Genomic DNA, 25,479 nt, shown 5'->3' with positions numbered 1-25,479 from the left:
CAGTACTGACATGGACTTGGATATCCGGACCAGTCACGGGCCCAGAGCACGGGGAGGAATTGTCGAGCAAATGGGTGGCGTGAGAGGGGGGCAGAAGCTGCCCCCCGAAGTGCTTTACTTCTGGGCGCGAGCCTGGTCGCGCAGCGCCTTGACCTTGTCATGGTTGCGCAGCACGCCTTCATACTGTTTCTGAATCACCGCGCGCACCTCTGGAGCGATATCGGCATTTTCAAGCGCCTTGGTGTAGCTCTTCTTGGCCACGTCCTCTCCTCGCTCGGCCTCATTGAGCAGGGCGGCGTCGTCCTTGCCCGTGATCGCGGCCTTGAGGTCTACCCAGCGGCGATGCAGATCACCCGCCACGCTGGTCGAGGTTTCCGGATCACCACCCAACTGGCGGACCAGGCCCTGGAGTTCGGCAGCGGCGCTGGCGGTATCGGCGGCGGCGCTGGTGAATACAGCCTTGAGTTCAGCGCTCTTGGTCTGCTCGGCCAAGTCCTTGAAACCGGCTTCGCCGTCTTTGGAGGTCTCGATCAGGTCGTTGAGCACCTTGATGGTTTCTTTGGTGATATCAGTCATGGTTCGTCTCCTTATGGACGGCCCTTCGGGCCCTTGAGGCAGCCAATGTATAGCCAGTCAATAAGTTAGGAAGGCCGCTTGGCTTAAGGTTCAGAATTTCTCGGCAGCATGCCTGTCAGGCGGCTCATCCGTCGTTGACATACTCTGAAACAGCGTCATAGGATGTCGTACAAATTTACCCGTGAGTCCTTCGCGAGTAAGGCCGCTCCGTCGGCACCGGTAGTTCGGTAATAAAAAAAACAAGGGAACAACTACGATGACAACCCAGGCTCCGCCGCAGGTTCAGCCGCACGCACGCCCAATTGCTCAGGAACAGACCCGAATCAGCAAGTACAGATGGGTTATCTGTGCCTTGCTATTCATCGCCATCGGCATCAACTATATCGACCGACAGATGATCGGCATCCTCAAGCCTACGCTTGCGGCCGAACTTCAATGGTCGGAAACCGACTACGCCAATATCGTGTTCTGGTTCCAATGCGCCTATGCCATTGGCTTCATTACCTTTGGCCGGCTCATTGACAAGGTGGGCGTCCGGGTAGGCTACGCTCTGGCGTTCACCGTATGGACTTTCGCCAGCATCGGTCACGGCCTGATCACCACGGTGACCCAGTTCGCCATTGCTCGCTTTACCCTGGGCTTCGGCGAGTCGGGAAGCTTCCCCGCCAGCCTCAAGGCTGTATCGGAATGGTTCCCTCAGAAGGAACGGGCCCAGGCTACCGGTATCTTCAACGCCGGCACCGCCATGGGCCCCATCATCACCCCTTTGCTGGTTCCAGCGATCACCCTGGCCTGGGGCTGGCGTACCGCGTTCATTTCCATCGGTCTGGTCAGTCTTCTCTGGCTGGTTGCCTGGCTGCTGATGTACCGCCGCCCTCACGAGCACACCAAGGTGAGCGCCGAGGAACTGGCCTATATCCAATCCGACGACACCCCGGTATCCGCCAAGCCCGCCGCGCCGGTGAAGATCTCCTGGTTCAAGCTGCTGCGCTTTCGTGAAACCTGGGCCTATGCCGCTGGCAAGTTCCTGACCGACCCAATCTGGTGGCTGTATCTCTTCTGGCTGCCAGACTTCCTCGGCAAGACCTACGGCTTGAACCTCAAGACCTTCGGCCCACCACTGATCGCCATCTATGTGCTGGCCGACCTAGGCTCCGTGCTGGGTGGTTGGGGTTCCTCGCGACAAATGAAAAGCGGCCTCGGCGCCAATAGAGCGCGCAAGACTACCATGCTGATCTGCGCCCTGGCCGTTATCCCGATCGTCAGCGCCCAGTTCATATCCAACCTGTGGCTTGTCGTCGCGATCATCGGTCTGGCCGCTGCGGCGCACCAGGCATGGTCGGCCAACCTGATGACCCTGCCATCGGACATGTTCCCCAAGGAAGCCGTGGCGTCGGTGATCGGTATCGGCGGCATGGCCGGGGCCATGGGCGGTATGCTGATGACCACCTACAACGGCTACATCCTGGAAGTGTTCAAGTCCTACCAGCCGATCTTCATCGTTGCCGGTAGCGCCTACCTGGTTGCCATCGTGGTCATTCACCTGCTGACGCCGCGCCTGCGCCCCGTGACGCTGGACCGCATCTCGGTCAACTGACCAGTCCGTGGAACCACCCTTGGCCGTGTCGCTCGCCGACACGGCCTTTTTTGTACCTGGCGCGCGGCGCGCACTGTATCGACCTTCCCGGCAACGGAGCGGTCCAAGCCCTGAACTCGACTACTCGGAGCCAGAGCGATGTTGTCACCGCGCGCTTTCATCGCCTTTCTTGGCCAGGGCCGACGCGCCGTCGCGCTGGTGTGGCGCACCTCCCCTGCCCTCCTACTCGGGTTGATCGCCGCCACCCTCTGCGCGGGATTGTTGCCAGCGCTCGCCGCGTGGCTCGGGCAGCGCATCGTGGATGCAGTGGTCAGCGCGATGGCTGTCCACGCCCAGGGCGGTCAGCCCCCGCTTTGGCCGGTCCTGCGCTGGCTGGTGGCCGAAGCGGGGGCACTGGCGTTGCTGGCCGGGGCGCAACGGGCACTGTCCGTTCAGCAGTCCCTGCTAAGGGTGCGCCTGGCGCAAACGGTGAACCTGTTGATACTGGAGAAAGCCCAGACCCTCCCTCTGGTGCAATTCGAGAATTCAGACTTCTACGACCGCCTGGTACGGGTCAGGCGGGATGCTTCGACGCGTCCACTGGGCCTGGTGACCAAGGCCCTTGGGCTGATCCAGAACCTGGTTGCCCTGACCAGTTTCGCGCTCCTGCTCGCGCATTTCTCCCTCTGGGCACTGGCCATCCTGGTGATCGCCGCCCTTCCCGTCTTTTTCGCCGAGACCCGTTTCTCCGGAGATGCCTTTCGCCTGTTTACCCGCCGTGCTCCGGAAACCCGCCGACAGAACTACATCGAAACCCTGCTTTCCCAAGAGGCGCATATCAAGGAAGTCCGCCTGTTCGGGCTGGCGCCATTGCTATTGCAACGCTACCGGGAAACGTTCGATCGCCTCTATGGTGAGGATCGTCGCCTGACCCTGCGGCGCGACGGCTGGGGCTTCGCGCTTGGTTTGCTCGGCACCCTGGGGTTCTATCTGGCCTATGCCTGGGTCGTGCTCGCCACCGTCTCCGGGCAGATAAGCCTTGGTCAGATGACCATGTACCTGGTGTTGTTCAAGCAGGGGCAGGCGGCGATCAGTTCCAGCCTGGGCGCCATTGGCGGGGTATATGAAGACGGCTTGTACCTAAGCAACCTGTACGACTACCTGGAGCACCCGGTGCCCGCGACCACTGGCACCGCGACCAAGGGCAGCGTGCCCAACGACGGCCTGCGCTTCGACGGGGTCGGCTACACCTACCCAGGCGCGACCCGGCCCGCGCTCACCGGGATCGACCTGCATCTGGCGCCGGGCCAAAGCCTGGCCCTGGTCGGCGAGAACGGCTCCGGCAAGACCACCCTGATCAAGCTGCTCACCCGCCTATATACCCCTACGCATGGGAAGATCCTGCTCGATGGCACAGATCTACAAGCGTGGGACCTGCAGGCGCTTCACCGACGCATCGGAGTGATTTTCCAGGATTATCTGCGCTATCAGATGATCGCTGGGGAAAACCTGGGGGTAGGCGACGTGACCGCCTTCGACGACGAGCAGCGCTGGCGTCAAGCCGCCGAACAAGGCATGGCGGCGGACTTCATCGAGCGTTTGAGCGACGGCTATCGCACCCAGCTGGGCAGATGGTTCGCCGGCGGCCAGGAGCTGTCCGGCGGCCAATGGCAGAAAATCGCTTTGTCACGGGCCTACATGCGCACCCAGGCAGACCTGCTGGTACTCGACGAACCCACCGCGGCCCTGGATGCGGCGGCCGAAGCTGCAGTGTTCGAGCGCTTCCGCGCCTACGCCCGCGGACGGATGAGCGTGCTGATCTCCCATCGGTTCTCCAGCGTTCGCAGCGCTGGACAGATTATCGTGCTGGATCAGGGCAAGATTCTGGAGCGAGGCGATCACCTCAGCCTGATGGCCCAGGGTGGACACTACGCGCGTTTGTTCGACCTGCAGGCGGAGGGGTATCGGGCCTGAGCGCCCTGTTGCCGGTAACCGCACCGGCCCCTGCCACCTTCCTATACCCATTCGTCACCAAGCCTGCCAGACTGTCGAACAAACCGTAACGGCCTGCCTGAAAACCCCGATGGCATCATCCTACATGCCCCCCTCTACCTCCATCGACCTTGCCGAGCGCCGAGCCCGGCGCATGCTGCGGCTGTTGCCGCTGTTCACCCTGAGCATCATCGGCATCATCATCGCCCTGGAAGGCCTGAGGCTGTGGCATGACTACCGCCGTATCATCGATGAAACCAACGCGAGCGCGGCCAACCTGGCCCGTGCCGCGGCGCAGAACGTGGAAGACGCCCTGCGCCAGGTCGACTCCATGAGCGGCGGTATCACCGAGCGCATCGAGGGTGACGGCCTAGCCAACCTCAGGGCGCCTCGCCTGCATGCCTTGCTCAAGCGCCAGGTCGAGCTGCTTCCCCAGCTGCATGGCCTGTTCATCTACGGAGCCGATGGCCGCTGGCTGGTCACCGACAAGGCTCAGATACCACCCAATGCCAACAATGCCGACCGGGAGTATTTCGCTTGGCATCGGACGCACGCCGACCGGCTGCTGCATGTGGGCCCGGTCATTATCAGCCGCTCCACCGGCGATCCGGTGATCCCTGTCTCGCGGCGGATCAACAACCCTGACGGCAGCTTCGCCGGGGTCTTTCTGGCAACCCTGCGCCTGGCCTATTTCCAGCGTTTCTACGCCGGTTTCCAGATCGACGACCAGGGCACCTTCGTGCTTGCCCTGGCCGACGGTACCCTGCTTTTGCGGCATCCTGCCCTGCCCGGTGTCAGCGGGCGCGACCTTGGTCAAAGCCCGTTGTTCCGTGATTACCTGCCGCGGGTAGACAGCGGCGTGGCGGAACTGGACTCTCCCCTGGACGGCATTCGGCGGATCTACGGCTTTCGCCGGGTCGACGGTTATCCCGTGGTGATCCAGGCGGGTCTTTCACGCCAGACAGCATTGCAGCCCTTGCTCCTGGACGTGATCAAGACCGCCCTGGTGCTAGGCGTACTCTGTTGCGGAATCGGCCTGTTCGGGGCGGCCTTGTCGCGGCAATTCCGCTACCGCCTGGTCATCGAGGGGGAATTGCGCGCCGCTCATGAAAGCCTCAACCAGATGGCGTACCAGGACGGGTTGACCGGGCTAGCGAACCGCCGCCGCCTGGACCTGGCACTGAACGATGAATTGAGCCGGGCCCGGCGGTTGCGTTATCCGGTAGCGCTGATCATGCTGGACCTGGACCGCTTCAAGCTGTTCAACGACCGCTACGGACATCCCGCAGGGGATCACTGTCTGGTGGCCGTGGCTAGCGCGCTCAAGGCCACGGCGGCCCGATCCAGCGACTTGGCAGTGCGCTATGGCGGCGAGGAAATGGCACTCCTGCTGCCGAACACTCCGTTCCAGGGCGCCTGCAAGGTAGCCGACGACCTTTTACAACGCATCCGTGCCCTGGCCATTGCCCACCAGGACAATGAGCGCGGCGTGGTTACCGCCAGTCTCGGAATATACGTCTGCCACCCGGCCGAGCAAGCCGTAGAGCCGGCTGACCTGATCAAGGCCACCGACGCCCTGCTCTATGCGGCCAAGCACTCGGGACGTGATCGCTGGCGTGGCGCCAGCGCCGGCATCCTGGCCCAGGGAACCGGCGGCGGCTGAGCCCCGCGAGATCGTTCAGCCGCTGGCCAGGCCCAATGCCTGAGCCAGGAACGGCGCCGTGGCGCTCTCCCTACAGGCGGCAACCGTTTCCGGGGGCCCGGCGACCACGATTCGGCCGCCCGTGGCCCCAGCGCCGGGCCCCAGGTCGATCACCCAGTCGCTATCGGCCACCACCCGCATGTCATGCTCTACCACAATCACGCTATGGCCCGCATCGACCAACCGGTTCAGCTGGGCAAGCAGGCGATCCACATCCTGAGGATGCAATCCAGTAGTTGGTTCGTCCAGCACATAGAGCGTCGCGCCGCGACCGCTGCGTTGCAGTTCGGTGGCCAGCTTGATGCGCTGGGCCTCGCCTCCGGACAATTCCGTCGCCGGCTGGCCCAGCCGCAGGTAGCCCAGGCCAATGTCCTGCAGCACCTCCAGCGAGCGCAGGACGGGAAGCTCCTGGGCGAATACTTCCAGCGCCTGCTCCACCGTGAGCTGAAGCACCTCGGCGATGCTCAGGCCCTGCCAGGTCACGGCCAGGGTCTGCGGGCTATAGCGGGCACCGCCGCATTCAGGGCAAGGGGCGTAGACGCTGGGCATGAACAACAACTCCACGCTGACGAAGCCTTCACCCTCGCAGACAGAACAACGTCCCTTGGCCACATTGAAGGAAAACTGCCCGGCATCGAACCCGCGGGCCTTGGCTTGCTCGGTGGCCGCGAACAGCTTGCGCACATGGTCGAACAGCCCGGTGTAGGTCGCCAGGTTCGAGCGCGGTGTCCGGCCGATAGGCTTCTGGTCCACTGCAACCAGGCGACGCAGCTGGTCCAGGCCATCGATAAGCCTGCCCAGGGTTGGCCCGGTGGCCACGTCCTCCAGGTCGAGCGCTTCTTCGCCAAGGCAGGGAGGTTTCTGCCCCAGGCTCGCCCCTACCAGTTCGAGCAGGGCCTGGCTCACCAGGGTGGATTTGCCGGAACCGGAGACGCCGGTCACCGCGGTCAGGCATCGCAGCGGAAAGGCTACATCCAGGCCCTGCACATTATTGCGACATACACCGGCCAGGCGAAGCCACCCCTGGGGGCTGCGAGCAGGCTGGGAATCAATGGCCGGTTGGTTGAAAAGGTAGGCGGCGGTACGCGATTCCCTGATATCCCCGAGCCCCTGGGGCGGCCCGCTGTAGAGCACCAGCCCGCCTCGTTCTCCAGCGTCGGGCCCTACATCGACCAGCCAGTCTGCGCGGCGCATGACCTCCAGGTCATGTTCCACCACGAACACGGTATTGCCCGCCCGCTGCAACCCACGCAGAGAGGCGTAGAGCGCCTCACTGTCCGCCGGGTGCAGGCCTGCCGAAGGCTCGTCGAGGACATAGATGACACCGAACAACTGGGAGTTGAGCTGGGTGGCCAGGCGCAGCCGCTGCAGTTCACCGGAAGACAGGGACGGTGTGGACCGCTCCAGGTCAAGGTACCCCAGGCCCAAGGTCTGCAACGTGCGCAAACGCTCCAGCAGTTCCTCGGCGATGCGTTGCGCGGCCAGGCGCTTTTCGATCGAGAGATTCGGCGTGCCGCGCACGTCCCGGCCGCCAGCGTGAGCGTTGACTCCGGCGGCGGCGCGCTGTTGACGAGCTTCAACCAGCTGGGCGCGACTAAGCGCTGTGTTATCTTCGCTTGGCCGTGCAGGGTAGCCAACGGCGGCGATCGGCTGCAATGCCTCGCAAAGCTCGTCCATGGGCAAGCGGCTTAGCTCGGCAATGTCCAGGCCCGCGAAGCGCACCTGCAGCGCCTCTGGCTTGAGCCGTTTCCCCTGGCAGGCCGGGCATGGGCTGGCCTGCATGAACTGGCTGACGCGCTTGCGCATCATCGCGCTCTGGCTTTGGCTGAACGTGTGCAGCACGTAGCGCCTGGCCCCGGTGAAAGTCCCCTGGTAGCTGGGCTCAAGCTTGCGCTTGAGCGCGGCCCGGGTCTGCGCTGGCGTAAGGCCCGCATAGACCGGCACCGTAGGCGTTTCCTCCGTGAACAGAATCCAGTCGCGCTGAGCCTGAGGCAGCTCCCGCCAGGGCAGGTCGACGTCATAGCCCAGGGTAACCAGGATGTCCCGTAGATTCTGCCCTTGCCAGGCCGTCGGCCAGGCTGCCACGGCACGCTGACGAATGCTCAGGGAGGGATCTGGCACCAGCGAGGCCTCGGTCACATCGAATACCCGGCCGATGCCTTGGCAATGAGGGCAGGCGCCCTGGGGCGTATTGGCGGAGAAGTCTTCGGCGTACAGCATCGGTTGCCCCGCCGGATAGCTACCGGCACGGGAGTAGAGCATGCGCAACAGGCTGGACAGGGTCGTGACGCTGCCTACCGACGAGCGCGCGCTGGGCGTGCCGCGCTGTTGTTGCAGAGCCACCGCCGGTGGCAGGCCTTCGATGGCATCGACGTCGGGCACCCCGGCCTGATCGATCAGGCGACGGGCATAGGGCGCCACGGATTCGAAGTAACGGCGCTGCGCCTCGGCATAGAGGGTGGAAAAGGCCAGGGAGGATTTGCCCGAGCCAGATACTCCAGTGAATACCACCAGGGCGTCACGTGGAATATCGACGTCGACGTTCTTGAGATTATGTTCGCGCGCCCCGCGTACCCGTACGAAACCGTGGGCCGGGGGAGCTTTCGGGGAATCGCTCATCGAAGGTCCTTGGCTGGAAGACCTTCGTTCGATTCCCTGTCGACCGGGATCGTTCAGCAGCCACGGCGAAGCGGCCTCGACATCAAGGCTTGATGGCAGGCTCAGCGGCGGTGGTCGCGAGGTGGGACCTGGCTGCCTTGCGCTCCTCACTGACCATGATCTGCGGCGTCGAGGCACAACGATACTTAACCCCGCGCGTCGTAGGCATGGTAGCCACGCTTTCCATGCACTCCGCACGCGAGGAATAGGCGGTAGGCCGCCGCTCCTCGAGGCAGCCTTCGGCCGCCGTGCACATACTCATTACAACCACGAACACACTCATCATTTGCCACCACTCCTTTGTGAGGCCAGACGGACTTCATCACGGCACGGGGCGGATTCTGTACATGGCAGCGGAGCGAAAACAATGGGCACGAGAGTGCCTGAAGACGAAAAGATGGCGATTTGCCAACCCGTTCCGCTTTGCGATTACAAGTCACTGATAAGCTGGAACTTTTCCAAAGTGCCACTAACTGAGAAAGGTTCTTCTTCGCGGGCTGCGGCCGCTTTTCCGCCGCCAGAAGATCGGCAGTTCCGGTAAGGCTTGCCGATGCCGGAAAACCGCCGAATAGCTAATGGCATTTCACTGGCTTACCCCTGTCTTTCCGACCTTGGGCGCATTGAACCCAAGCTGGGCAATATGCAGCGCAAGCGCTCTGGCCTGCGCCGCCACGTCGGTCACTGAGGTGCTTTCCCACCACAGCCCACGCAATGGCGGGCCCATCGCCAGCAACCGATCACTCACCTGGCCAGTGGCTCCGATAACGGCGCCGCTTGGGTCTGCGTCGATGCCCAGGCCGAGCGGCCCGGGACGAACGAGGCCTCGTGCCAGAAGCTGACGTGGCAGGGGCCGCTCGACCCGCCGCCAGTCATATTCGATGCCGCTGGAATCGATGAGCGCAGCGAAACGTCGAGGTTCCGCTTGCTCACGTCCGCGGGGCCGCACCGTCAGCTCCAGCCCCTCGGGTGCCGGCTCGCTGGCTATCAGGCAAGCCGCTTCCAGGGTCAGACGGCCCTCGCTCAACAGTTGAGCCAGCCAGGCCGCCCCCTGAGGCGGCGAACGATGATGATGGCTCTCCCACCACGGACGCAGATGGCGTACGAACTGGCGGCGCTGCCCTTCACTGGCCTGATGCCAGAGCCGGGCAACATGGGCACGTACGGTGTCCAGTGGGGCCTGCCAGTCCACGCCTTGGCTGACCGCCAACCGACACTGGCGGCGCAACGCGCGTGACAGTTGCAAGGGGGTCCGCAAGCTAGAGTCCAGGCAAAGGAAATCCGGCCACGCCGGGGGCTGTCGCCGTGGCTGAGGCAGTAAACCGTGGCGGGAGAATACCTGGACCGGCCCTTGGTGCCCGGCCCGCCGCAGCGATAGCAAGCCGTCGATCATGGTCAGCCCTGTGCCGACGATGGCCACGGGCGCCTCGACGGGCAAGCGCGCCATACGTCCGACATCCCAAGGGTCCAGGGCGAGCGCCGCTGTGGCTGGGCTGCCTCGACGAGGCGTGCGGGCGGCGGGGAACACTCCGGTAGCCAACACAGCTATCGGCGCCTGCCAGCGCTGCGTACCTGCCTGGACGCAAATGCCCCCAGGCACCGGCCAGGCATCTTCGGCTTCGGCACGCACATGCCGCACACTTATTCCGGGCGCCTCCGCCATCGCTTGCCCCAGGCGTTCCTGAACGTAACGTCCGAACAGGCCCCGCGGCGGGAACAGCAGCTCGATGGGTTGCCGCTGCGCGGCGCCCTGGGGCCAGCCACCCGCGGCCAGATGCTCGGTGAGCCAGTGGGTGAGATCGTCCGGCGCATCAGGATCGATGCTCATCCGAGCGGCGTTGGCGTTGAGTGTATGGTCCGGCTCCTCGGTGCTATAAGCCTCGCCTCGCCCCAGTTCCGCCCTCGGTTCGAAGACAACGATCATGCGCGCGCCACCGCGTCGGAGCAATTGCCAGGCCAGCAGCGCACCGCTGAGCCCACCCCCGATGATCAGTACATCGGCGGTGATCACGGGAGGGTGGGTGAGGCTTTCAGCGATCATGGCGAGCGGTCTCATAGCTGGCGATGGGTAATTGGCCAGCTGTTATACCCTATTCGAGGGTGGGTCGGGCTTTCAGCGATCATGGCGAGCGGTCTCATAGCTGGCGATGGGTAATTGGCCAGCTGTTATACCCTATTCCCCGCGACTGCTGTCTTCGGTGATCTCCGCCCTCCGCGAGCAGCCCTACGGAGCGCCGAACAGCATCGTCCAGTAAATCCCCGCCTCGTTGTCTGGCGCGGTCTGGTAGCCAGCACCCATCTGGGTGAATACGGGATTCATCAGGTTGGCGCAGTGGCCGGGGCTGGCGAGCCAACCCGCCACCGCCGCCGCGGGCGAGCCATGGCCCGCGGCGATGTTCTCACCGACCTGCCGACCCCGATAGCCTTCAGCGCGCGCCCGCGCGTAAGGGGTGGTTCCGTTCCGGTCCTGGTGTGAGAAGTAGCCACCTTCGGCCATGGCGCGGCTATGTCGCAGGGCAGCGGCTGCCAGGGCCGGGCTCCATGCCAGAGGCCGGGCCGCGGCGAAATGTATACGACCACATAGTCGGGGCTTGGCCCGGGCGGCATTGACCTGCGCCAACAGGGTCTGCGCGGTGGCCCGTGGGTCAGCCAGTTGTGTATCCAACAGCGGACGGGCCAGCAGCACCTGCCACTGCTCTCCTGTATGGCTGATGCCGATGTCGGTGTATTGGCTATCCAGCAAGGCCTGGCAGTAGCCGGTTCTGAGCATGACGAACGCGGCGTCCAGGGTTTGCGGGCCGGCCAACCGGATAGCCCGCACGGCGGCCGCCTGGTAACCGCTTCGCCGCAGCCCTTCGCGAAGCCCGCCTGAATAGCCAGCGGGCAATTGAAGGTTGGCTCGCAACACTAGGGATGAAGGCGCGCCGCCTGTGGTTTGGCAAGTGTCCGGGTAGGCGCGGTAGGCATTGATCCGGGCAACGAGCTCACGCTCTCCGGCCCCGCGGGCAGGCGAGACAGCCGACATGATCAGCAGGGTGGCCAGGCCACAGCGAAGCAGGAAAGCGATCGGATTCATCGGGCATGAACGGTAGGGAGATAACAGCGGGGCGCTCTGGCGAGACATGCCCTTGGCGAAGCACGCATCCGACCAGCCGCTTCGCTTTAAGTTGCAGCAAGGCAGCGATTCTCGTCGCAGACACGGTGACTAACCGGGCCGGCGCATATCCACGTGCGCAATCCCGTCTTCTAGGTAAACCTCCCCTTCCGCCCGGAAGCCGTAGCGTCCGTAATACCCTTGCAGGTGCGCCTGGGCTGAAAGGTAAAGGGATTGCCCCGGCCAGAGCCGTTTGCAGGCGATCAAGCCTTGCTCCAGCAAGGCATGGCCTAGCCCGCGGCCGCGCCCCGCCGGGGCCGTGATCACTCGACCGATCGTGGGCGCGGCGCCCGGCTCGGCCGGGGCGAGCAACCGCAGATACGCCAGCAGCACACCATCTTCGTAGCCCAGCAGGTGATGCGTATCGCCATCAAGGTCCTGGCCGTCGACGTCCTGGTACGGGCAGCGTTGTTCAACCACGAATACCTCACAGCGAAGGCGTAGCACCTGGTACAGGGCGTACTTGTCCAGGTCTCGGTGGTGCAGGCAACTCCAGCTCACAGCCATTGATCGATCCTCTTGGCAAAGCCGATATCTTCCCATGCGGTGGCCCATGGCTACAGAACCCTGACCATTAAATCCGCCGGACCGTTTATTTCGAGAATGCTTCTTGTTAACCTCTGCACCCCTTTATCGGTCGTCAGTATTCTTTGAACAGGAGTTGCAGATGGGAACAGGTAATGCTCAGCGGATGCCGGTCCGGCGTCCCATTCGTACGTTGGTTTCGGCGCTGAGCCTGCTGGCGGTAGGCCTGGCCACTGCCCATGCCGATGTACTTTTCGATACGCCCGATGCCACCTTCAATGGTCAGCTCAATGCGCAGGGGCCCGGCGGGGCGGCGATTACCGCCGGCAGCGATGCGCAGGTGCAGGGCCGGGCCTTCAAGCCGGGCCAACAGGTGACCCTGCTGCGCGGCACTACCGTACTCAATCCGGATCATCCTTATGTAGTAGACGCCCAGGGCGGTTTCAGCGCGAGCCTGAAGATCCCTGGCGATGCGGCCGTTGGTATACAGCCGATCCTGGTCGCGGTCAGCAATCCTTCGGCCGCCGCCGTCCTGCCGCTGAAGGTTTCCCCCGTTGTACCGCTGGCCGGCGCCGAGCATTACAAGCAGGTCAGCGCCAAACTGGTGCCTGGCTTGTACCAGTCGGCGGTCAGTAGCAAGAGTGGCGCGGTCTTCGTCACGTCCGCCGTCGGCCGTCCGCCGGTCAAGGCTTCGCAGTTGCTCAAGCTGAACCCGGATACGCTGGCGGTGGAAGCCAAGGTCACTCCGGCCACGGCACCCGGTGAAGAAGGCTCGGTTTATGCGGTCCACGGTGTCGGCGTCGACGATGCCAAGGGCACGGTGTGGGTGACCAACACTCGCCAGAACACGGTAGCTGTCTATAAGCAGGCGGACCTAACCCTGGTCAAACAGTTCGCGCCAGGCACGGTGGCCCACGCCCGGGATGTGGTCGTCGACAGCAGCTTGGGCCGCGCCTTCGCAGGGGCGACCGGAACGCCTGTGATCGCCATGTTCGACACCAAGCGCCTGGCCGCGCCAGAACCCATCACCATTGCCTCGGGCAAGCGCGGCGGCCAGTTCTCCGTGGCCAGCCTGTACCTGGACGCACAGGCGCACAAGCTCTACGCCGTGAGCCTTAGCACTGAAGAGGCCGCCGTGGTGGATGCCAAGACGGGCAAGGTGGAAAAGGTATTGCCCGTGGAAGGCATCAAGATGGCCATGGGCGTTGCCTATGACGCCACCACCAACCGCCTGTTCGTGGCCGCCCAGGGCAGCGACAACCTGGCGATCGTCGACCTGGCCACTGGCAAGACGCTGCACCGCGTCAGCACCGGAGCCGGCCCGCTCAACGTAGCGTTCGACCCGGTCAAGCGCCTGGCCTATGTCAGCAACCGTGCCGCGGGTACCGTCAGCGTCGTGGACCCGGACGGCAACCTGGTGGCCAACCTGGCCAACGGCACCTTCCCCAACCACGTTACCGTGGACAGCAAGGGCAATGTGTTCGCGGTGAACAAATCTAAGGGCCCGGACGACGCCGCAGGCGATCGGATCACCCGTTTCACCCACTTGTAAGCCATGCGCCCCCGTGTAGACGGGGGCGTTCATCACCCTCAGCGGCCCCGACTCATCCCGCCCAGGCGCGAGGAAATGGCCTGCATGCCTTGCCCCAGTTCGCGCAGCGCTGCTGCGTCACGCGCGCCTTCCTCGCTGGCCACGTGAATGCGCACCGCCAGTTCATTGATCTCCTGGGTCACATGGCTCTGTTGCTGGGCCGCTACTGCGATCTGCTGCGCGCGCTGCACGATGTCATCGAAACTGCCCACCGTGGTGCCGAGGGTACCGGACACTCCGCTAGCCTGCTGCACGGCTTCCCGGGTGCGCTCCGCCCCGCTCTGCATGGTGCTTACCGCTACCGTGGAGGCCTGCCGCAACTGGGTGATCATTTCCTGGATTTCATTCGCCGAGGCTTGGGTACGTCCGGCCAGGGTCCGTACTTCATCCGCGACCACAGCGAAGCCCCGCCCCTGCTCTCCAGCACGGGCCGCCTCGATGGCGGCATTCAAGGCCAGCAGGTTGGTCTGCTCGGAAATGGACTTGATCACATCCAGCACGCTACCGACCCGTTCGATGTCGCTTCCCAATCGGGTGATGGCCCCGGCGGCGCCCTGGATATCGCCAGCCAGCGCTTCGATGGACTCACTGTTGCGTTGTACGCGCTCCTGCCCTTGCTGGGCGTCATCCAAAGAGCGCCGCGCGGTTTCCGAACAGTCGGTGGTATTGCGCGCCACCTCACTGGCGCTGGCCGACATTTGGGTAATGGCCGCTGCCAGCAAGGTGTTGTCCTCGCGCTGAGCCTCGGCGCGGTCGGCCAGGCCCCGGGAAAGCTGTGCCAACTCGTTGGCCTGGGCTTCCAGCGACACGGATTCGTCGGCGATGCGCTCGAGCATGCCGCGCAGGGTGCCGGCGTAGCTGTTGACCGCGCCACGCAAGGCGCCGATTTCATCGGCACGACGTATCTCCAGCTCGGTACTGCCCTGGCCGCCTGCGCCCAGGCGCTCGATCTGCTCGGTGGTTTCTTCCAGTTGCGCGAGCAAGCGCTTGCCCGCCAACCAGGCCAGGCCCAGCAGGACGGCCAGTAGCGGCAGCAGGAACAGGGTCATCAAGGTAGTCAGTTCCCGAGCCAGGCCGACCACCCGGGCCTCGGGCGTGACCAGCCCGACCCGCCAGCCAGTACCTTCCATGGTTTCCAGTGTGACGTAGGCCGGGCCGCTCAGTCGACCGTCTCGTTCCAGGTAAAGCGTCGTCGGCTCGGCGGAAGCGCTGCCAAGCTGCGCCACGACTGGTTGCAGCCACGGCAGGTCCTTTTCCAGGCTGGCCACTGTCGGCAGGCCCTTGCTCGCCTTGGCATCCGGGAAGAAGAGCACGTTCCCGGCCCGGTCCACGGCGAAGGCATAACCGCCCGTCACGTTACCCTTGGCCTTGAGGAAATCAGCCAGGCCGTCCAGCTTCAGATCCAGGGTCGCGACACCGGCGAAGCGGCCATTGAGTTGGTAAGGCACGCTGCAGGTGGTCATGGCCACTCCGCTGACTGGGTCCTGGTAAGCATCGGACCACACACAGCGGCCAGCCGGGGCACTCTTGGCGCCGGTGTACCAGGCCTCGGCGTGGTAGGCGGCGGCCTGTTCAGCGTTGTATTCGTCAGAGTACTCCATGGCGCCCGCGCCGCTACGCGCCCAGAAAAAGCTGCGCCGCGCCACGCCTGGGGTGAAGGCATTGGGCTCGGGCCACAGGCCGCCACCAGCGATGGCGCGATCGCCCTGGCTGTCGATGATGCCAGGCAGATTCGCTTTTACCAGCGTCTCATCGTGAGGCAGAGTCTGCACCAGATGGGCCATGGCTGCCGTGGTGCCCTCGATACGGTTCAGTTGCAAGGCCAACTGGCGGGTAATGGCGCTGGCGGATTGCTCGGCCGCCTCGGTACCAGCGGCTACCAGGCGAGGCTTGCCTCCTATGGCCATCACGCCGTAGATGGCCACGGCAGTGAGCACCAGCAAGGCAAGAATGCCGAACGTCATGCGCCCGGCGATGCGGGTAGGTAAAAGGGCCATGCTCAAGCCTCGATCAAAAAGGGATTCGCCAGGCTTACGGCCAAGCGTGACATTAGTTGAGCGTAGCCGATGGCGAAGTCGTTCAAGCCGACCAGTGGCTGGGCCCAGGGCGGCGCCGATCAAGTCGTATCAAAACTCCAGCCGCTTTTCCCGCGAAGGCGAATGCCCAAAGTAAGCCGTGTAGCATTTGCTGAAGTGGCTGGGTGACACGAAGCCGCAGGCTACCGCCACGTCCACCACCGGCAGGGTAGAGTGTTGCAGCAGCCGCCGCCCCTCGGTTACCCGCAGTTCCAGGTAGTAGCGCAGCGGCGTGGTACCCAGCTGGTCCTTGAACAATCGCTCGATCTGTCGTCGGGACACGCCCACGTACTCGGCAAGCTGGTCCAGGCCAAGGGGCTCTTCGAGGTTGGCTTCCATCAGCTCGACCACCTTGCGCAACGGCGCTGCCATCTTCACGCGCAGGGTAGGATTGACGCGCCGGTAGCGAGACACTTCGAAGGCCAGAATGTCGACAATAGCGTCAACCAGCGCCGGGCCGTGGGCCTGCCCCACCCACGCCAGGACCATGTTGAAAGCGCCATTGGGACTGGCGGCGGTGTAGCGGTCACGGTCGACCATGAAACTTTCGCTGGTCACCTGGCTGTACTTGGCGGTTTCGGCCAACGCCGGACGATGCTCCGGATGGATGGCGCAGCGGTATCCATCGAGCAATCCGGCATGGCCGATGAACCAGGCGCCGTTCCACAGCCCGGCCAGGGCGACACCCTGCTCCGCAGCCCTGATCAGCAGCTTGCGCAGGGTGGCGTTACCCCTTAGGGGCGTACGCAGCCCGCCGCAGATGACCAGCAGGCGCAGCTGCTCGACCGGGTAGTCCGCTAATGCGGTATCGGGGCGGATGACAATGCCAAGGTCACTGACCACTTCCTCCCCACTGAGGGTGAAGGTATGCGGCTTGAACGCGCCAGGCTGCAGCAGGTTGGCTGTAACCAGCGTATCCAGGGCCTGGGTGAAGGCCGGCAGAGAGAAATGTTCGAGCAGCACGAAGCCCACATCGGCGCTTACGGCCTTGCTGTCATGCTCGCTCTGCAGGTAGCGCAGGTTCTTGCCTTTGATGCCACCGCTGAACGTTCGTCGTTCGATCACCCCTCACCTCGCCTCGCGCCACGTTGGACGCCGCCTTGGCGGCGGCGGGCAAGCCTGTCACGGGCTGTGCCGAGGCGTCAATCAAGTCCACCCCGCGCAATCAGGTGATGAAACCAGGTTGAAAAGTACCCCAAAAGCCGCCTAGGTGCTTCGATCTGAAGGGCATCCAGACGGAATAAACCTTCAGGGCATGTCGCTATCCGGCGTTTCGATGTCGCCAACAGGCAGGAATGAAAAGCGCCCAGGTAGACAACTCCATGTCAGCGACTCCGGCAAGGCAGGGCCGCTCAGCATAAGGGCGCCGGATGGCGCCGCCAAGCCAGCCGCGACGCGCCCCAGGTTGTACCACCCGGTACATGCACCCTATGCAAGCCGCGCCAAACGTTACACAATCGCCGCTTTTTTTATGGCCGCCCCGCTCTGAACCGCGGTTTGCGGCTGTGCCTGAAGCCTCGCTCACGGAGACCCCGAATGAATCAGCAGGCCACTGCCACTTCCACCACCCAGGCCGTTGTCGCGGCCCCCTGGGGCAAGGACGAGACCACCTGGATGCTCGGGCTGTTCGGCACCGCCATTGGTGCCGGCACCTTGTTCCTGCCCATCAACGCCGGCCTGGGCGGCTTCTGGCCGCTACTGATACTGGCCTTGCTGGCGTTCCCGATGACCTACTATGCGCACCGGGGCCTGACCCGCTTCGTGCTCTCAGGCCGTGATGGGGCGGATATCACCGGCGTGGTCGAAGAGCATTTCGGCAAGGGTGCCGGCACCCTGATCACCCTGCTCTACTTCTTCGCGATCTTTCCGATCCTGCTGATCTATAGCGTTGCCCTGACCAACACCATCGGCAGCTTCCTTGAACACCAGTTGCAGATCGAGCCTCCGCCCCGCGCTGTGCTGGCAGCGGTATTGATCGCAGGGCTGATGATCGTGGTGCGCTGCGGCGAAGCCGTGACGGTCAGGGTGATGAGCCTGCTGGTCTACCCCTTCATCGCCGCCCTGGTACTGCTCGCGCTATTCCTGGTGCCCCATTGGAACGGTGGCATCCTGGCCACAGCCAGCGACCTGCCACCGGCCAGCAGCCTAGTACATACGCTCTGGCTGGCGATACCGGTCATGGTGTTCTCCTTCAATCATTCGCCGATCATTTCCGCCTTCGCCGTGGACCGCAAGCGTGCCTGGGGCGATGCCGCCGAGCCGCGCTGCAGTCGTGTGCTGGCCCGGGCCCATGGCCTGATGGTGTTGACCGTCATGTTCTTCGTGTTCAGCTGCGTACTGGTGCTGTCGCCGCAGCAGCTGGCCGAGGCCAAGGCACAGAACCTGTCCATCCTGTCCTACCTGGCCAACCACTTCAGCAGCCCAACCATCGCCTTCGCCGCGCCCATCATCGCCGTGGTAGCCATCGCCAAGTCCTTCCTGGGTCATTACATCGGCGCCAGTGAGGGCCTGCACGGCTTGTTGGCCAAGGGCGGTTGGCAGGGTGGCAAGGGCCAGCAGCGCCTGGTCGCTTTGGCCATGGCCCTGGTGTGCTGGGCGGTCGCTACGCTCAACCCAAGCATCCTCGGCATGATAGAAACCCTGGGCGGCCCGGTGATCGCGGCGTTGCTGTTCCTCATGCCCATGTACGCCATTCGCCGCGTGCCAGCACTGCGCCGGTATGCAGGGGAGTGGTCCAACGTCTTCGTCGTGCTCGTAGGCCTGGTGTCCATTACCGCGCTGGTGTATTCGCTGGCCTGACCCCTGGCAGCTTGGCCAGGTCCGCGCCTCGCCCTGCGAAGGGCCGAGGCGTCAGGGTCAAGGACTTGGCGAGGGCGGGCACAGGCAGGCTAAGATGAGCGGCCCGCGGCCGCCTTGCCGCGTCTAACCCTGGAGCTGTTGGAAATGGATACCCCGCCTGTTCAGGTGCTACAAGCCGACTACCGCAACCCCCTCCATGCCGCGGCCCTGGTCGAGCTGCTGGATCATTACGCCCAGGACCGCATGGGTGGTGCCAAGCCTCTGTCAACCAACGCCCGCCATCACTTGGTCGCGGAGCTGGCCAGGCGCCCTCACGCTTTCAGTGTACTGGCCTTTGTGGACGGGCAGGCCGTGGGCCTGGTCAATTGCTTCGAGGGTTTCTCCACCTTTGCCTGCCAACCCCTGGTGAACGTACACGACGTGGCGGTGCGCGAAGACATGCGTGGCCGCGGCATCAGCCGCCTGATGCTGGAAAAGGTCGAGGCCATCGCCCGCGAACGGGGCTGCTGCAAGCTGACCCTCGAAGTGCTGGAAGGCAATGCGCCAGCCCAGGCCGCCTACCGCAAACTGGGCTACGGCGCCTACGAACTGGACCCGACCCTGGGCAAGGCGCTGTTCTGGCAGAAAGTCCTGGCCTGAACATCGCCCTCATTCGATAGATGGAGCCTCTCCTGATGCGCTTTCCCTACGTCTTCTCGCTAGTGGCCGCCGCGGTGTTCGCCAGCCTTCCGGTTGCCCAGGCCTCGACGCTGATCTACTGCTCCGAAGCCAGCCCGGCCGGCTTCGACCCGGCGCAGTACACCTCCGGCACCGAATTCGACGCCGCCGCCGAAACCCTGTTCAATCGCCTGGTGCAGTTCAAGCGCGGCGGTACCGAGCTCGAACCCGGGCTGGCTACTGCCTGGGAGGCCAGCGCCGACGGCAAGACCTACACCTTCCACCTGCGCCCTGGGGTCAAGTTCCATACCACTGCCTATTTCACTCCTGGTCGGGACTTCAACGCCGACGATGTGCTCTTCACCTTCGAGCGCATGCTGCACCCGGACCAGCCGTTCCGCCAGGCATACCCTACCGAATTCCCCTACTTCACCGACATGGGCCTGGACCAGAACATCGCCGCGGTGAACAAGCTCGATGACATGACGGTGGTCTTCACCCTCAAGCAGACCGACGCTGCCTTCGCCGCGAACCTGGCCATGAGCTTCGCCTCGATCCAATCCGCCGAATACGCCACCCAGTTGCTCAAGGCCGGCCACCCGGAGCAGCTCAACCAGCAGCCCATCGGCACCGGCCCCTTCGTATTCAGCCGCTATCAAAAAGACGCGGTCATCCGCTACAAGGCCAACACTGCGTATTGGAAACCAGAGGACGTGAAGCTCGACGAGCTGATCTTCGCCATCACGCCGGACGCCGCTACCCGCCTGCAGAAGCTCAAGGCAGACGAATGCCAGGTCAGCGGCTACGCCCGCCCGGCCGACCTGGTGGAGATGAAGAAAGATCCCAGGCTCCAGGTACTGGAACAGCCAGGCTTCAATGTAGGGTTCCTGGCCTATAACACCCAGCACCCTCCCCTGGACAAGCCCGAGGTGAGACGCGCCCTGGACATGGCGATCAACAAGCAAGCCATCGTCGATACCGTGTTCCAGGGCGCCGGCCAGGTGGCACAGAACGTCCTGCCGCCTACGCAGTGGTCTTACGATCCGCGGATCAAGGGCGCTGCCTATGATCCGCAGAAGGCCAGGCAGTTGCTCGCTGCCGCGAGGGTCAAGCCGGGTACGACCCTCGATCTATGGGCGATGACCGTGCAACGGGCCTCCAACCCCAACGCGCGTCTATCTGCCCAGATGATCCAGCAGGACTGGGCCAAGGTCGGCATCAAGGCCAATATTGTCAGCTACGAATGGGGCGAATACATCAAGCGCGCCAAGGCCGGCGAGCACGACGTGATGACCTATGGGTGGACAGGCGACAACGGCGATCCGGATAACTGGCTGGGCGTGCTGTTCGGCTGCTCGGCCATCGGGGGCAGCAACTACGCCCGCTGGTGCGACAAAGGGCTGGACAGCCTGCTGCAGAAGGCCAGGAGCCTGACCGACCGCGAGGCCCGCGTTCCTCTGTATCAGCAAGCGCAGCGCATCATCCATGAGCAGGTCCCGGTCAGCCCCATGGCCCACTCAGTGGTATCCCAACCCATGAGCACCCGGGTCGAAGGCTTCAAGATCAACCCCTTTGGGCTCACCGGCTTCTACGGTGTCAGCCTGCGCTAGCCGTTGGCGGATGCAGGCAGACCCGGTCGCGGCCGCCATGCTTGGCCTGGTAGAGCGCGGCATCGGCCTGGGCCAGCAGCGTTTCGGCAGTCGTCTGCGGCGCGCCGCTGGCAGCGCCCAGGCTGGCCCGGACCTGCAAAAGCCCAGCGGCCGTCTCGAAGGGTTTGTTGGCGATTCCGGCGCGCACGCGCTCGGCGATGGTGCGCAACTGCTCCACCGCGGTCACCCGCGCCACCACGGCGAACTCTTCGCCACCGAGGCGCAACAACAGATCGCTGGGACGCAAGCCGCTGGCGATGCGCCGGGCGGCCTCCACCAGCACCTGGTCGCCCACCCCATGACCGTGGCTATCGTTGACCGCCTTGAAATGATCGAGGTCTATATAAAGGATGCCGATCACTTCCTGTGCGCTACTGGCGATGGCTTGCTCTCCTGGATAAAAATGCGCCAGGGCCGCTCGGTTCCAGATCTGGGTCAAAGGATCAAGCAAGGCCTTTCGCTGCTCCCGGGTCACCGCCTCGCGTAGCTGGCGCGTGTGCTCGCTCAAGCCTTTCAAACGCAGGTAGCCCTCCACCAGTTGCGCCAGGTCGCGCAGACGGCTTTCTTCATCCGCGGCCAGCCGTCGGGCCGAAGAGCTGAGCAGGCAGAGGGTGCCCACCGGCAAACCTGAGGCCGCCACCAGCGGATGCCCGGCATAGAAGCGAATATTCGGCGCGCCGATGACCAATGGATTATCGGCGAACCGCTCGTCCTGCCGCGCATCCGGTACTACCAGGGTTTTCTGTGGATCGAGGATCGCGTGAGCACAGAAGGAGGCATCGCGGGACGTACTACAGGCTTGCAAACCGACCCGGGCCTTGAACCACTGCCGGTCGCGGTCCACGAGGCTGATCAGTACCTGTTCCACTTTGAACAGGTCCCGCGCCAGGCGCACCAGGGACTCCATGTAAGGGTCGGCTGGCGTATCCAGCACCTCGAGTTCATCCAGCGCTTGCTGGCGTTCGTTTTCCTGGGGATGAAGCGGGGCGACGAGCATATTGGCGTCCAACTCGGGTGCGCGTCCTGTGCACGGTGAAACCGCGGAACCCGGCGAACACAGGCGATCATGTAGGGTAGCGACCCCGCTTCGCTAGGCCAACGGAAGATAGCACATTGCCTCACCCCTGTGCGGGCAATCAAGCCTAGCTTTCAGCCACTTGCCTTGTTCTCCAGCAGTCGGTTACCACCGTCGATCACCAAGACTTCGCCCGTAATGTAGCTGGCCTGCGGTGACGCGAGGAACGCCACCGCGGCGGCTACTTCTTCAGGCCGACCAGGACGGCCGACCGGGGCCCGGGCACCAGCACGCAGTTCCTCCGGCGAGCTCGAAGCGGTAGCGATCCAACCCGGCGCCACACTGTTGACCGTGATGCCATCGCCCGCCACCTCCAGAGCCAACGCCATGTTCATCCCCACCATGCCTGCCTTGGCGGCGCTGTAGGCCGCTTCGCCAGGGTTGCTGCCGGTGGTTCCGGTGGTGGAACTGACCTGTACGATGCGGCCGTAACCCCGGGCCTGCATGCCAGGCAGCACCGCCCGTGTGAGCAGGAAGGCACTGGTCAGATTGCGGTCCAGCGACATGCGCCAGGCCGCCAGGTCCATGTTCGCGACCTGTGCATAGGGCTCAGGGCTGCCCTGCATGGCCATCCCTGCATTGTTCACCAGTACGTCTACCTTGCCCCAACGCTCGTAGGCCCAGGCTGCCAGCATCGCTACCTGTCGCTCATCGGTAAGGTCCGCCGCATGCCCCTCGACCTCCAGGCCGAGGGCCCGGAGCTCCAGAACGCGCTCAGCGATGCGGGCGCTGCTGGCGGTGACCAGCAGGCGGGCCCCCAACTGCCCGAGATGACGGGCGATGGCCATGCCGATGCCGTGCTCGCTGCCGGCGCCGCTGATCAATGCAACCTGGCCGGAAAAAGGGGCAATATCCATGGGCAAGCTCCTTGCGGCACGGTGGCCATGATTGTTTTTAGAGGTATCTAACTTCACCGCCCCCAGCATGCAAGTCTCAGGACAGGCCCTGGGAACATACTTGCGTACCTGGCGGAGCATGCTAAGTTGTACGATGTCCGCCAGGCGCGGCAACCATAACAACAAGGAAAACCTATGAAGACCTCTCGACTGTTACTAGGCCTTGCTTTTCTTTACACGGGCTATGTTTCGGCCGCCACACCCGAACAGGAAGTGGAACAGGCCGTTGACCGGCTCACGCAAGCCATGTGGCACAAGGACATCGGGCAGCTGAAAGCGCTGACCGCCGACAACCTCAGCTACGGCCATTCCAGCGGCAACATCCAGGACAAGGCGGCTTTCATTGCCGACATCGAGACTGGCCGCAGTGGCTTCAACGAGCTGAAAATGCTGAATCAGAAGATCACCTTGTCCGGCGATACCGCGCTGGTGCGCAACCACTTTTCAGCCCAGGCCGTGAACAGCGGAAAGCTGGTCCCCACCGAGATAGAGAACTTCCAGGTGTGGCAGAAGCAGCATGGCAAGTGGCTGTTGATCGGTCGCCAGGCGTTCCGTTTCTGAGTATAGCGTAGCGGCGAAACGAACCATTCCCATGCTCGAGCGCTCTGATTCCACACAGCGGCCGCCGCCGCCTCCGACGAGCGCTCATCATGACCACTGCCACTGCCGCGCCCGGGCTGCACCGGGTCATCACCACCCCTCTGTTGATACTGTTCATCCTGGGCGACGTTCTGGGCGCGGGCGTCTATGCCCTGGCCGGGACCATCGCTGGACGCGTCGGCGGAGCCATCTGGGCACCACTGCTCATCGCGCTGTGCTTCGCTCTGCTCACCGCAGCCTCCTACGCCGAACTCGTCACCAAGTACCCGCGCGCGGGTGGCGCGGCCGTGTTCGCCGAGCGTGCCTTCGGCAAGCCGCTGCTGTCGTTCCTGGTGGGGTTCTCCATGCTGGCCGCCGGTGTGACCAGCGCGGCCGGTCTGGCCAAGGCCTTCGCCGGGGATTACCTTGGCGCGTTCGTCCACTGGCCGCCGGAGCTGGTAGCAGCGGCCTTCCTGGTGGTGGTGGCCCTGTTGAATGCACGTGGCATCAAGGAATCCCTGAGCGCCAACCTGGTGATGACCCTGATCGAGCTCAGTGGCCTGGTGATGGTGGTCACCGCGGCAGCCTGGTATTGCGCCAGCGGCCAAGGGGTTGCGGCACGGCTCTTGGAGGTAGATGCCCAAGCACCAGCGGCGGCTTTGCTGGGCGCCTCGCTGCTGGCCTTCTATTCGTTCGTCGGCTTCGAAACTTCCGCCAACCTGGCCGAAGAGGTACAAGATGTGAGCCGGGTCTATCCCAAGGCACTCTTCGGCGCCTTGTTGATTGCCGGCGCCATGTACCTGCTGGTTGGCGCGGGCGCTGCCCTGGTGCTGCCGGTCGAGCAACTCAAGTCATCGAGCGCGCCCTTGATGCAGGTGATCGAGGCTTCCGGCCTCGGTATTGCCCCACGGTGGTTCGCTCTGATCGCATTGATCGCAGTGGCCAACGGCGCCCTGCTGACCATGATCATGGCCAGTCGGCTGACCTATGGCATGGCCCGGGAAGGCCTGCTTCCGGCCGCCCTTGGCCGCATACTGCCGCGACGCGGCACCCCGGGCCTGGCGATCCTGGCGACAACGGTGCTGGCCATCGCGCTGACCTTCACCAGCACTCTGGAAACCCTGGCCGAAACCGTGGTGCTATTGTTGCTGTTCGTATTCCTCAGCACCAACGTCGCAGTGCTGGTGCTCAAGCGAGACAAGGTGCAGGGCCAGCACTTTCGCGTGCACTGGATCTTCCCCGTGCTTGCCGTGCTCTCCTGCCTGCTGCTGCTGGCCCAGCAAGGCCCGGCGACCTGGCTGCGGGCGGGCGCCATGCTGTTGCTGGGTGCGTTGCTGTACCTGTGCAGTCGCCGGCGCGGCCAGCGTTCCTAAGGGAGCTCCACCCTCCCCCGCCCTGCCTTGATGCCGCCCCGGCGGCTCTTGGCTTCCAGTCGGCGTACCTTTGAGCCGTGGGTGGGCTTGGTCGGACGCCTGGGCTTGTCTACATGCCCCGCCGTCAGGATAAGCGCCCGGAGCCTTTGCAAGGCATCGGCGCGGTTCTGTTCCTGGGTGCGATATTGCTGGGCCTTGATGATCAACACGCCCTCGCTGGTAATACGGCTGTCCCGCAGCGCCAGCAATCCGGCCTTGTAGGCAGGCGGCAGCGAAGAGGCGCGGATGTCGAAACGCAGGTGCACCGCGCTGGCCACCTTGTTCACATTCTGTCCGCCCGCACCCTGGGCACGGATGGCGCTCAACTCCACCTCGTGATCGGCCAGGTGAAGGCGTTGGGAGATTTCCAGCATATCCCTTTCCTTTGAAAAGGTTACCTTGCCCGGTCCGCGTAGGCAGGACAAGCGCTTTAACCAGTCCTTTTCAGCGTCATCACCTAGAAACCCGTACAACCATTCGTCAGTCTTTTGACAACGCCGATACGCGTGAAACACCAGGTGAGGATTGCAATAAGCCAGTACTCACTTGCAGTTATCGCTCTGGGC

19 protein-coding genes and 1 pseudogene are annotated in these 25,479 nt (G+C 63.9%); 9 read left to right on the top strand and 11 right to left on the bottom strand.

Features of this window, described 5'->3' with window-relative positions:
• Window positions 1-114: 114 nt before the first annotated feature.
• Entirely contained in the window at window positions 115-576 is a 462-nt protein-coding gene (locus BN1188_RS17505; RefSeq protein ID WP_040262699.1) for a PA2169 family four-helix-bundle protein, read from the bottom strand.
• 256 nt (window positions 577-832) lie between these two features.
• On the opposite strand from BN1188_RS17505, the gene BN1188_RS17500 reads away from it, so the two are divergent.
• The 3 genes from BN1188_RS17500 to BN1188_RS17490 all read left to right on the top strand — a co-directional run bounded on the left by BN1188_RS17500 (window position 833) and on the right by BN1188_RS17490 (window position 5,807).
• On the top strand, window positions 833-2,173 hold the full coding sequence (locus BN1188_RS17500) for an MFS transporter (RefSeq protein WP_040262697.1): 1,341 nt from the start codon (window positions 833-835) through the stop codon (window positions 2,171-2,173).
• Between the two features lie 138 nt (window positions 2,174-2,311).
• Entirely contained in the window at window positions 2,312-4,126 is a 1,815-nt protein-coding gene (locus BN1188_RS17495) for an ABC transporter ATP-binding protein (RefSeq protein WP_040262695.1), read from the top strand.
• Window positions 4,127-4,250: 124 nt separating this feature from the next.
• The gene (locus tag BN1188_RS17490) at window positions 4,251-5,807 is read left to right on the top strand and encodes a sensor domain-containing diguanylate cyclase (RefSeq protein WP_040262693.1); all 1,557 of its coding nucleotides are present in this window, start codon (window positions 4,251-4,253) and stop codon (window positions 5,805-5,807) included.
• 15 nt (window positions 5,808-5,822) lie between these two features.
• On the opposite strand, the gene BN1188_RS17485 is transcribed toward BN1188_RS17490, so the two are convergent.
• From BN1188_RS17485 to BN1188_RS17465, 4 genes are all read right to left on the bottom strand, one after another.
• Window positions 5,823-8,465 (bottom strand): excinuclease ABC subunit UvrA, encoded by a 2,643-nt coding sequence (locus BN1188_RS17485; RefSeq protein ID WP_040262691.1) that lies wholly within the window; start codon window positions 8,463-8,465, stop codon window positions 5,823-5,825.
• A 622-nt stretch (window positions 8,466-9,087) separates the two neighbouring features.
• Entirely contained in the window at window positions 9,088-10,542 is a 1,455-nt protein-coding gene (locus BN1188_RS17475; protein WP_052469339.1) for an FAD/NAD(P)-binding protein, read from the bottom strand.
• A 183-nt stretch (window positions 10,543-10,725) separates the two neighbouring features.
• A complete protein-coding gene (locus BN1188_RS17470; protein WP_040262687.1) occupies window positions 10,726-11,577 on the bottom strand; it encodes a CAP domain-containing protein in 852 nt (283 codons plus the stop codon).
• Between the two features lie 129 nt (window positions 11,578-11,706).
• Window positions 11,707-12,162 carry a GNAT family N-acetyltransferase gene (locus tag BN1188_RS17465; RefSeq protein WP_040262685.1) on the bottom strand — a complete coding sequence of 152 codons (456 nt, stop codon included), beginning with the start codon at window positions 12,160-12,162 and terminating at the stop codon, window positions 11,707-11,709.
• Between the two features lie 160 nt (window positions 12,163-12,322).
• On the opposite strand from BN1188_RS17465, the gene BN1188_RS17460 reads away from it, so the two are divergent.
• A complete protein-coding gene (locus BN1188_RS17460) occupies window positions 12,323-13,732 on the top strand; it encodes a YncE family protein (protein ID WP_198293231.1) in 1,410 nt (469 codons plus the stop codon).
• A 38-nt stretch (window positions 13,733-13,770) separates the two neighbouring features.
• On the opposite strand, the gene BN1188_RS22355 is transcribed toward BN1188_RS17460, so the two are convergent.
• From BN1188_RS22355 to BN1188_RS17450, 3 genes and pseudogenes are all read right to left on the bottom strand, one after another.
• A complete protein-coding gene (locus tag BN1188_RS22355) occupies window positions 13,771-14,469 on the bottom strand; it encodes a methyl-accepting chemotaxis protein (protein WP_408633632.1) in 699 nt (232 codons plus the stop codon).
• 417 nt (window positions 14,470-14,886) lie between these two features.
• A pseudogene (locus tag BN1188_RS22350) lies at window positions 14,887-15,678 on the bottom strand (cache domain-containing protein); the annotation flags it as partial.
• Between the two features lie 219 nt (window positions 15,679-15,897).
• A complete protein-coding gene (locus tag BN1188_RS17450) occupies window positions 15,898-16,911 on the bottom strand; it encodes a GlxA family transcriptional regulator (protein ID WP_040262679.1) in 1,014 nt (337 codons plus the stop codon).
• Between the two features lie 471 nt (window positions 16,912-17,382).
• On the opposite strand from BN1188_RS17450, the gene BN1188_RS17445 reads away from it, so the two are divergent.
• From BN1188_RS17445 to BN1188_RS17435, 3 genes are all read left to right on the top strand, one after another.
• Window positions 17,383-18,645 (top strand): aromatic amino acid transport family protein, encoded by a 1,263-nt coding sequence (locus tag BN1188_RS17445; RefSeq protein WP_040262677.1) that lies wholly within the window; start codon window positions 17,383-17,385, stop codon window positions 18,643-18,645.
• 144 nt (window positions 18,646-18,789) lie between these two features.
• Window positions 18,790-19,284, top strand: a complete 495-nt coding sequence (locus tag BN1188_RS17440; RefSeq protein ID WP_040262675.1) for a GNAT family N-acetyltransferase — start codon at window positions 18,790-18,792, stop codon at window positions 19,282-19,284.
• A 35-nt stretch (window positions 19,285-19,319) separates the two neighbouring features.
• Window positions 19,320-20,912, top strand: coding sequence for an ABC transporter substrate-binding protein (locus BN1188_RS17435; protein WP_040262673.1), 1,593 nt, complete (start codon window positions 19,320-19,322; stop codon window positions 20,910-20,912).
• Here BN1188_RS17435 and BN1188_RS17430 read toward each other — a convergent pair.
• Both BN1188_RS17430 and BN1188_RS17425 read right to left on the bottom strand, forming a co-directional pair.
• Entirely contained in the window at window positions 20,899-21,948 is a 1,050-nt protein-coding gene (locus BN1188_RS17430) for a sensor domain-containing diguanylate cyclase (RefSeq protein WP_040264166.1), read from the bottom strand. The genes BN1188_RS17435 and BN1188_RS17430 overlap by 14 nt on opposite strands.
• A 152-nt stretch (window positions 21,949-22,100) precedes the next feature.
• Window positions 22,101-22,883, bottom strand: a complete 783-nt coding sequence (locus BN1188_RS17425; RefSeq protein WP_040262671.1) for an SDR family NAD(P)-dependent oxidoreductase — start codon at window positions 22,881-22,883, stop codon at window positions 22,101-22,103.
• A gap of 174 nt (window positions 22,884-23,057) precedes the next feature.
• Here BN1188_RS17425 and BN1188_RS17420 point away from each other — a divergent pair, with 174 nt between their 5' ends.
• Both BN1188_RS17420 and BN1188_RS17415 read left to right on the top strand, forming a co-directional pair.
• Entirely contained in the window at window positions 23,058-23,483 is a 426-nt protein-coding gene (locus tag BN1188_RS17420; protein ID WP_040262669.1) for a nuclear transport factor 2 family protein, read from the top strand.
• A gap of 89 nt (window positions 23,484-23,572) precedes the next feature.
• Window positions 23,573-24,874 carry an APC family permease gene (locus tag BN1188_RS17415; protein ID WP_040262667.1) on the top strand — a complete coding sequence of 434 codons (1,302 nt, stop codon included), beginning with the start codon at window positions 23,573-23,575 and terminating at the stop codon, window positions 24,872-24,874.
• Here the strand turns inward: BN1188_RS17415 and arfB are convergent.
• Window positions 24,871-25,287 (bottom strand): alternative ribosome rescue aminoacyl-tRNA hydrolase ArfB, encoded by a 417-nt coding sequence (gene arfB / locus BN1188_RS17410; RefSeq protein WP_040262665.1) that lies wholly within the window; start codon window positions 25,285-25,287, stop codon window positions 24,871-24,873. The two genes, BN1188_RS17415 and arfB, sit on opposite strands and share 4 nt — an antisense overlap.
• Window positions 25,288-25,479 lie beyond the last annotated feature (192 nt).

The organism is Pseudomonas massiliensis, from assembly GCF_000826105.1.
GTDB classification, from domain to species: Bacteria; Pseudomonadota; Gammaproteobacteria; order Pseudomonadales; family Pseudomonadaceae; genus Aquipseudomonas; species Aquipseudomonas massiliensis.
Note: the sequence above shows the minus strand (reverse complement) of the source record. Positions and strands in the feature narration are given on the sequence as shown.